The 8003-nt window shown below is 64.5% G+C and carries 8 protein-coding genes; 3 read left to right on the top strand and 5 right to left on the bottom strand.

Translation table 11 applies throughout. The features are described from left to right. Positions 1 to 85: 85 nt before the first annotated feature. The 5 genes from ABS88_RS21310 to ABS88_RS21290 all read right to left on the bottom strand — a co-directional run bounded on the left by ABS88_RS21310 (position 86) and on the right by ABS88_RS21290 (position 5189). Positions 86 to 871 (bottom strand): glutaminyl-peptide cyclotransferase, encoded by a 786-nt coding sequence (locus ABS88_RS21310; protein WP_286750518.1) that lies wholly within the window; start codon positions 869 to 871, stop codon positions 86 to 88. A 127-nt stretch (positions 872 to 998) separates the two neighbouring features. Then, the gene (gene groL, locus ABS88_RS21305; RefSeq protein WP_003042661.1) at positions 999 to 2642 is read right to left on the bottom strand and encodes a chaperonin GroEL; all 1644 of its coding nucleotides are present in this window, start codon (positions 2640 to 2642) and stop codon (positions 999 to 1001) included. Between the two features lie 65 nt (positions 2643 to 2707). Then, complete coding sequence (gene groES, locus ABS88_RS21300; RefSeq protein ID WP_003042663.1) at positions 2708 to 2995, bottom strand: co-chaperone GroES; 288 nt, start codon at positions 2993 to 2995, stop codon at positions 2708 to 2710. A 123-nt stretch (positions 2996 to 3118) separates the two neighbouring features. Beyond that, positions 3119 to 4516, bottom strand: coding sequence for an MATE family efflux transporter (locus ABS88_RS21295; RefSeq protein ID WP_058811238.1), 1398 nt, complete (start codon positions 4514 to 4516; stop codon positions 3119 to 3121). Between the two features lie 100 nt (positions 4517 to 4616). Next, positions 4617 to 5189: a Pycsar system effector family protein gene (locus ABS88_RS21290; protein WP_286750517.1), complete on the bottom strand. Its 573-nt coding sequence runs from the start codon at positions 5187 to 5189 to the stop codon at positions 4617 to 4619. Positions 5190 to 5351: 162 nt separating this feature from the next. Here ABS88_RS21290 and ABS88_RS21285 point away from each other — a divergent pair, with 162 nt between their 5' ends. The 3 genes from ABS88_RS21285 to ABS88_RS21275 form a co-directional block, all read left to right on the top strand. Continuing rightward, entirely contained in the window at positions 5352 to 5588 is a 237-nt protein-coding gene (locus ABS88_RS21285) for an acyl carrier protein (RefSeq protein WP_040589850.1), read from the top strand. A gap of 139 nt (positions 5589 to 5727) precedes the next feature. Next, positions 5728 to 6930 carry a serine palmitoyltransferase gene (gene spt, locus ABS88_RS21280; RefSeq protein ID WP_286750516.1) on the top strand — a complete coding sequence of 401 codons (1203 nt, stop codon included), beginning with the start codon at positions 5728 to 5730 and terminating at the stop codon, positions 6928 to 6930. 128 nt (positions 6931 to 7058) lie between these two features. Beyond that, the coding region (locus ABS88_RS21275) for a CHASE3 domain-containing protein (RefSeq protein ID WP_353745130.1) at positions 7059 to 8003 on the top strand (945 nt) is incomplete at its 3' end.

The following is an 8003-nucleotide window of genomic DNA, read 5'->3' as shown; positions in this document are numbered from 1 at the left end:
CGCGGTGACCGAGGGGTTGAAAGCGCGCGTCTATGACGCAGCGGCGGCGCGGATGGCAGCGGCGCTCAAAAGCTAGAGCCGGCCCCTATGCGCAGTTTGCGAGGGCGATCTCGTAGAGTTTGGGCCAATATTTGCCGGTGACGAACAGCCGCTTGCCCTTCGCATCCCACGCGATGCCGTTGAGCACGCTGTCGCTGTCGCTGACCCCGGCATCTTTGCGCAGCCCGGTCAGGTCGATGTAGGAGACGATGGCGCCGCTGTCGGGGTCGATCCGCACGATGACGTCGCTCATCCACACATTCGCCCAGACCTTTCCGTCGATCGCCTCGAGTTCGTTGAGCATGGCAAGCGGGCGGCCGCCGAAGCGAACAGTGACGCGGCGCTTTTCCACCATCGTCGTGGGATCGAAGAAACGCAACGTCGGCGTCCCGTCGCTGAGCACGATCGTATCGCCGAGCGTCGTCACCCCCCAGCCCTCGCCCGAATAGGTGAAGTCGCCGACCGGCTTCAGATCCTTGAAGCGCCAGCGATGGCCGATGCCGTTCTGCCAGGTGATGCCGATAATCTGGTCGCGCCAGCGCGTGATCCCTTCGCCGAACTGGTCGGCGGGGAGCGGCGTTTCGGCGAGCGCCTTGCCGGTCGCCAGGTCGAGACGCGCGATGCGCGAATGGCCGTACTGCCCCGTCCCTTCGTAAAGATGGCCGTCGTCCCAGAACAGGCCTTGCGTGAAGGAGGACGGATCGTGCGGATAGGTCTGGACCACCCGGTAGCCGCAGCGTTCGATCGTGGCGCGCGGCGGCGGCGGCGCAGGCGGAGCGACGGCGGCCGCGGGATCGGCGAGTAGCGCGGCAAGGGCGAGAAGCAGGCTCATGACCGCCTAGCTATGCTGCGGCGGATGAACTGGCAATGGCCCGGAAAAAGGTGGGTGGACAGAAAAGGGCCGGAGGATTGCTCCCCCGGCCCCGTTTCTTGTTGGCTGAGCGCCGAACGGTGCGGACTTAGAAGTCCATGCCGCCCATGCCGCCCATGCCGCCGCCGCCCATCGGCATCGCCGGCTTGTCTTCGGGAAGCTCGCTCACCGCGGCTTCGGTGGTGATGAGCAGGCCCGAAACCGAGGCAGCGTCCTGAAGCGCGGTGCGCACGACCTTGGTCGGGTCGATGACGCCGGCGGCCTTCAGATTTTCATAGACGTCGGTCGCGGCGTTGAAGCCCTGATCCTGGTTGTTTTCGCGCAGCAGGTTGCCGGCGACAACCGCACCATCATGGCCGGCGTTGGCCGCGATCTGACGCAGCGGCGCTTCGATCGCCTTGCGGACGATGTCGATGCCGCGGGTCTGGTCGTCGTTGGCGCCCTTCAGCCCTTCGAGAGCCTTGGTGGCATACAGCAGAGCCGTACCGCCGCCGGGGACGATGCCTTCCTCGACCGCGGCGCGGGTCGCGTGCAGCGCGTCGTCGACGCGATCCTTGCGTTCCTTCACCTCGACTTCGGTCGCACCGCCGACCTTGATCACCGCAACGCCGCCGGCGAGCTTCGCCAGACGTTCCTGCAGCTTTTCGCGATCGTAATCCGACGTGGTGGTTTCGATCTGCGCGCGGATCTGTTCGACGCGGGCCTTGATCGCGTCGCCTTCACCCGCACCGTCGACGATGGTGGTGTTGTCCTTGTCGATCGTGACGCGCTTCGCCTGGCCGAGCATGTTCAGCGTAACCGACTCGAGCTTGATGCCCAGGTCTTCGCTGATCATTTCGCCGGCGGTCAGGATCGCGATGTCCTGCAGCATCGCCTTGCGGCGATCGCCGAAGCCCGGCGCCTTGACGGCCGCGACCTTGAGGCCGCCGCGCAGACGGTTGACGACCAGCGTCGCAAGCGCTTCGCCTTCGATGTCTTCGGCGATGATGAGCAGCGGACGGCCCGACTGCACAACCGCTTCGAGGATCGGAAGCATCGACTGGAGGTTCGACAGCTTCTTTTCGAAGATCAGGATGTACGGATCAGCCAGTTCGACCGTCATCTTTTCGGGGTTGGTGATGAAGTAGGGCGACAGATAGCCGCGGTCGAACTGCATGCCTTCGACGACATCGAGTTCGAACTCGAGGCCCTTGGCTTCCTCGACGGTGATCACGCCTTCCTTGCCGACCTTTTCCATCGCTTCGGCGATCTTTTCGCCGACTTCGATGTCGCCATTGGCCGAGATGATGCCGACCTGCGCGATTTCCGACGAGCCCGACACGGCGGTCGAACGGCCCTTGAGGTCTTCGACGACCTTGGTGACCGCGAGGTCGATGCCGCGCTTCAGGTCCATCGGGTTCATGCCGGCAGCAACCGACTTCATGCCTTCGCGGACGATCGCCTGGGCGAGGACGGTCGCGGTGGTGGTGCCGTCGCCGGCCTTGTCATTCGCCTTCGAGGCGACTTCGCGCAGCATTTGCGCGCCCATGTTTTCGAACTTGTCCTTGAGTTCGATTTCCTTGGCGACCGAGACACCGTCCTTGGTGATGCGGGGGGCGCCGAAGCTCTTGTCGATCACGACATTGCGGCCCTTGGGGCCCAGCGTGACCTTGACGGCGTCGGCGAGGATGTCGACGCCCTTCAGGATGCGTTCGCGTGCGTCGCGCGAAAATTTAACGTCCTTGGCAGCCATGAGGATGCTCCTTTAATAAAAGCGCAGAAAACTGCGTAACTTCACACTGAAATCGGCAAACAGGCTCAGGCGAGAACGCCGAGGATGTCCGATTCCTTCATGATCAACAGCTCTTCGCCATCGACCTTGACTTCGGTGCCCGACCATTTGCCGAACAGGATGCGGTCGCCCGACTTGACGTCGAGCGGCGTCACCTTGCCATCTTCGGCCTTGCTGCCGGTGCCGACGGCGACGACTTCGCCTTCCTGCGGCTTTTCCTTGGCGGTGTCGGGAATGATGATGCCGCCAGCCGTCTTTTCTTCGGCTTCGATACGGCGGACGAGCACGCGGTCGTGCAGCGGACGAAATTGCATGGATGTCCCTCCAGTAATGCAATGGATGTCAGACTTAGCACTCACAGGGCGTGAGTGCTAACAAGCCGGCATATGGGTGGGAGTCAGATGGGCGTCAAGCAGCGCCGATCAACTTTTTTTGCGTCAGGCCGGAAGCAGACCGAGGCGGGCGCGCATCCCCCAGCGCATCAGCAGTACCGCCGACACCACGATGAGCCCGACCGCCAGACCGATCCACACGCCGACGCCCGCAAGCGGCGTCCAGAAGCCCAGGTAGATGGCGGTGCCATAGCCCGCGATCCAGTAGCCGCAGACCGCGATGATCATCGGCACGCGCGTATCCTGAAGACCGCGCAATACGCCCGCCGCAACCGTCTGGGCGCCGTCGAACAGCTGGAACGCGGCGGCCACGATCAGGAACTGCAGCGCAAAATGGACGAGCGCGGCGTTGCGCGCCGCATCGACATCGACGTAGATCGACAGCACGAGCCGCGGCGCGAGCCAGATCACCGCCGCGGTCACGACCATGAACCCGATACCGAGGATCAGCGACGCCTGCCCCGCGAGCGTAATGCCGCGATGGTCGCGCGCGCCATAGGAAAGGCCGACCCGGATCGTCGCCGCCTGCGCCACGCCGAACGGGATCTGGAAGGCGAGCGCCGCGATCTGGAGCGCGAGGGTGTGCCCGGCAAGCTGCGCCTCACCGATCCGGCCCATCAGGAAAGCGGCGCCGGTGAACAGCCCGGCCTCGGCCAGAATGATGAGGCCGATCGGGGTGCCGATGCGGAGCATTTCCCAGAAGCGGGGCCATTCGGAGCGCCACCAGTTGCCGAACAGATGATAACGGCGCAGCCGCCGGTCGGTCTGGATCACGATGATATAGGCGATCAGCATCACCGTGCTCGTGATGACGCTCGACAGCGCCGAGCCCTGCAGTCCGAGGGCCGGCATGCCGAGATGGCCGAAGACGAGGCTCCAGTTGCCGAGGGCGTTGACGAACAGCGCGAGGAAGGTGATCGCGGTGGCAATCGTCGGACGTCCGAGCGCCGAAACGAAGATGCGCAACACGCTCGCTGCGATCATCGGCACCATGCCCCACATCAGGATCAACAGGAAACTGGCGGCATGTGCCGTGATTTCGGGGTCTTGCCCGGTTGCGCGCATGATCGGGCCGCCCGCGGCGCAGACACCCATGAACAGCACGGACACGATCGCACTGAGCCACAGCGCCATGCGGACGGTGCGCCGCACTTCGCGCACGGCATGTTTGCGCCGCCCGAGTTCGGCGGCGACGAGCGGCGCTGCGGCGCCGACGAGCCCTGTCCCGGTCCACAACAACAGGCCGAAGATCGAGACGCCGAGCGACGAGGCGGCAAGCGGCGCATCGCCGAGCCGCGCCACGAAGATCACGTCGATCGCATGGACCATCATCTGCAGCAGGTTCGCCGCCGCCAGCGGCAGGGCGAGCGCCAGCGTCGCGCGAAATTCGGCGCGGAAAGTCTGCGGCTGATCCGCCGTCAGGGGGTGGGCCTGCTCGAGCATAGCCGGCCCGGATAGGCGCGCTTTTACGGCCGCTCAATAGCGCGCGAGCGCCGCGCGCGGTTTCGGATGCGGGGGTGATAAAAAGGCAACAATCGTTGGCTTAGCCCCTCCACGTCACCGCCATCTCATAGGCGAAGGCGAGGAAGGTCAGCGTCAGGCCGACGACGAACAGGCGATAGGCATAGGCGAGGTAGCGATATTTGCGCCGCGCGAGGACGAGGCCGTTCTGGTAGGTGTCGCGCAGGATCGTTTCGTAAATATCCTCCTCGGTCCGCATCCGTGCCTTGACCGCGTCGATGAACTCGTCCTCCTCCATCTGCTCGAACCGGCCGAAGAAGAGGATATTGCTATGATCCTTGCCGTCGCGAAACACCGCCGGCGGCGCCTTGCCGACACGGGGGAGAACCGCCGATATGGCGAGCAGCGCCGAGAGGAAGGAAAAGGTCGCCAGCACCGCGAGCGGCAGCGTGAAGGCCCCCGCCCCGGCGCGCGCCTGTCCGACCGCGAGGGTGAAGACCACGAAGGTCGCGCCCATCAGGATCGACGCCTTTTGATCGGCCATCTGCGACAATTGCATCGTGATCTGCTGATTGGTGCGCACGAGATGCACCGCGTTGGGCGGAAAGGATATGGCGGGCCGTTCCGGCGCCGCGTCCGATTTTTCGCTGTCCATCCAGCCCCCTCCCTGCCCCTTCAGCTTGCGGCGACCTTCGCCCGGATGGCACGAAGGACCGCGAACGGCAAGATGCTGCCCGATTGCCGCCGCAATCGCTTGCCAAGCGGGACGGGGCGCGGCATGCCCGCCCGCAGTTTTTTCATTATGGGACGCACCCGCATGAGCACCCCCCTCGCCGACCAGATCCACGGCCTGATCGAACCTTTCAACAAGAAGGGCGTCGCCCTGACCGACGCGACGACCTTTGCCGGCGACCTTGAATGGGACAGCCTGACGGTGATGGATTTCGTCGCCGAGGTCGAGGATACGTTCGACATCATCATCAGCATGAACATGCAGGCCGAGATCGAAACCGTCGGCCAGCTCGTCGCCGCGGTCGAAAAGCTGCAGGGATAATCACCCCCATCCGTTCGTGCAGAGGAGGGGCTGAGCGAAGTCGAAGACCCGTCTCGAAGCACGGCCAGAGTCCTTCGAGACGCCATTTCGTCAAGCTCAATGGCTCCTCAGGACGAACGGATGGTTTCAGGATTCACATATGACCGACCTTTTCTCCAAATTCGATCCGCTCATCGAACAGCGCGCGGCGCTGCTCGCGACCGGCGTTACCGATCCCTTCAGCCTGGTGATGGAGAAAGTGCTCTCGCCCACCGTCGCGATCTGCAACGGGCGCGAAACGATCCTGCTCGGCACCTATAATTATATGGGCATGACCTTCGACGAGGATGTCATCGCCGCGGGCAAGGACGCGCTCGACAAGTTCGGCAGCGGCACCACCGGCAGCCGCGTCCTCAACGGCACCTATCAGGGGCACAAGGAGTGCGAGGACGCGCTGAAGGAATTTTACGCCATGGATCATGCCATGGTGTTCTCGACCGGATACCAGGCGAACCTCGGCATCATTTCGACGATCGCCGGCAAGGGCGACTATGTCATCCTCGACATCGACAGCCACGCGTCGATCTATGACGGGTGCAAGATGGGCGATGCCGAAATCGTCGCTTTTCGCCACAACGATGTCGAAGCGCTCGAAAAGCGGCTGAAGCGCCTGCCCGCCGAGGCGGGCAAGCTCGTCGTGCTCGAAGGCGTCTATTCGATGCTCGGCGACGTTGCGCCGCTGAAGGAGATGATCCGCGTCTCCAAGGAAAATGGCGCGATGGTGCTGGTGGACGAAGCGCATTCGATGGGCTTCATCGGCGAACATGGCCGCGGCGTCGCCGAGGCGCAGGGCGTGATCGACGATGTCGACTTCATCATCGGCACCTTTTCGAAGAGCGTCGGCACCGTCGGCGGCTTCTGCGTGTCGAACCACCCGAAGTTCGAGATCCTGCGGCTCGTCTGCCGCCCGTACGTCTTCACCGCCTCGCTGCCGCCGAGCGTCGTCGCGACCGCGGCGACGAGCATCCGCAAGCTGATGCACGGATCGAACAAGCGCGCGCACCTGTGGGAAAATTCGAAGACGCTGCACAAGGGGCTGCGCGATCTCGGCTTCACGCTGGGTACCGAAGAGCCGCAGTCGGCGATCATCGCGGTCATCATGCCCGACCTCGAAAAGGGCGCGATGATGTGGGAAGCGCTGCTCGAAGAAGGCCTCTACGTCAATCTCGCCCGCCCGCCCGCGACCCCCGCGGGTATGACGCTGCTGCGCTGCTCGCTGTGCGCCGAACATTCGAGCGAGCAGGTGAGCGAGATCCTCGGCCGCTTCGAGCGCGCGGGCAAGCGCGTGGGAATTATCGGCTGAACCGAGCCGCGCCGCCGACCAGCGGATTCATTTTCGGGGCGAACCGAGCGGAACGCCGCGCCGTGCGGTCTTCACCGCTTTGCCCCGGAACGCTTGTTGGATAGAAGATCAGCGTGTTCGAGCGGGATTTGGATCACGACAATGAGGGCCGTCGCGAACGGCTGCGCTTCTGGCTGACCGTCGGGCTGGGCGCGGTGCTCACGGGCGTCGTCGGCGCGCTCATCATGCTGATGAGCCGTGCCAACGACAATTATGACCGCTCGCTGAGCTGGCAGGCGCACAGCCTGGAAGTGATTTCACAGACGCGCAGCCTCGATGCCGCGCTGGCGCGCGCCGAGGCGGCACTCGGCCGCTTCGCTGTCGGCCTGAAAAAGGAGGATGGCCGCGTCTTTCAGCAGCAGTGGGGGCTGTCGCAGCAATATCTCGCGCTGCTCCGCCGCAACGTCCGTGACAATCCGGAACAGGCGGCGCTGGTCAAGACACTGACCGCCGAACTCGACCGGCGCGGGACACAGCTCGGCGATGCGGCGCTCAGCGCCAATTACAACCAGACCATTGCCGCGATCTCGAAATATAACGCCGCCGGACACGATGCCGCGCTGCTGCGCATCGACCGGCTGCTGACCGAATTGATCGGCAACGAACGCGCGATCCTTGCCAACCGCAACCAGCTTGCAGCCGCCGACCGCGCCAGCCTGAACCAGGCCATCCTGCTGTTCACCGTGCTCGCCGCCGCCGCCGCCGTGATCGCGATTGCAGCGACCGTCTCACTCGTTCGGGCGCAGAGCGAACGCCGCGCGGCACGGCGCGAACAATTGGCCGAGAGCGACCGCGCGATGCTGCTGGAGGCGGCGGTCAACGAGCGAACGGCCGAGCTGGCCGAAGCGAACAGCGCGCTGCGCAGCGAAATGGCCGAACGCGCCGCCGCCGAGGAGCAGCTTCGCCAGGCGCAGAAGATGGAAGCGGTCGGCCAGTTGACCGGCGGCATCGCGCATGATTTCAACAATATGCTCGCTGTCGTCGTCGGCGGGCTGGAACTTGCGCAGCGGTGGATCGGCGAAGCGCCCGAAAAG

Source organism: Sphingopyxis sp. SCN 67-31, assembly GCF_001725095.1.
Note: the sequence above shows the minus strand (reverse complement) of the source record. Positions and strands in the feature narration are given on the sequence as shown.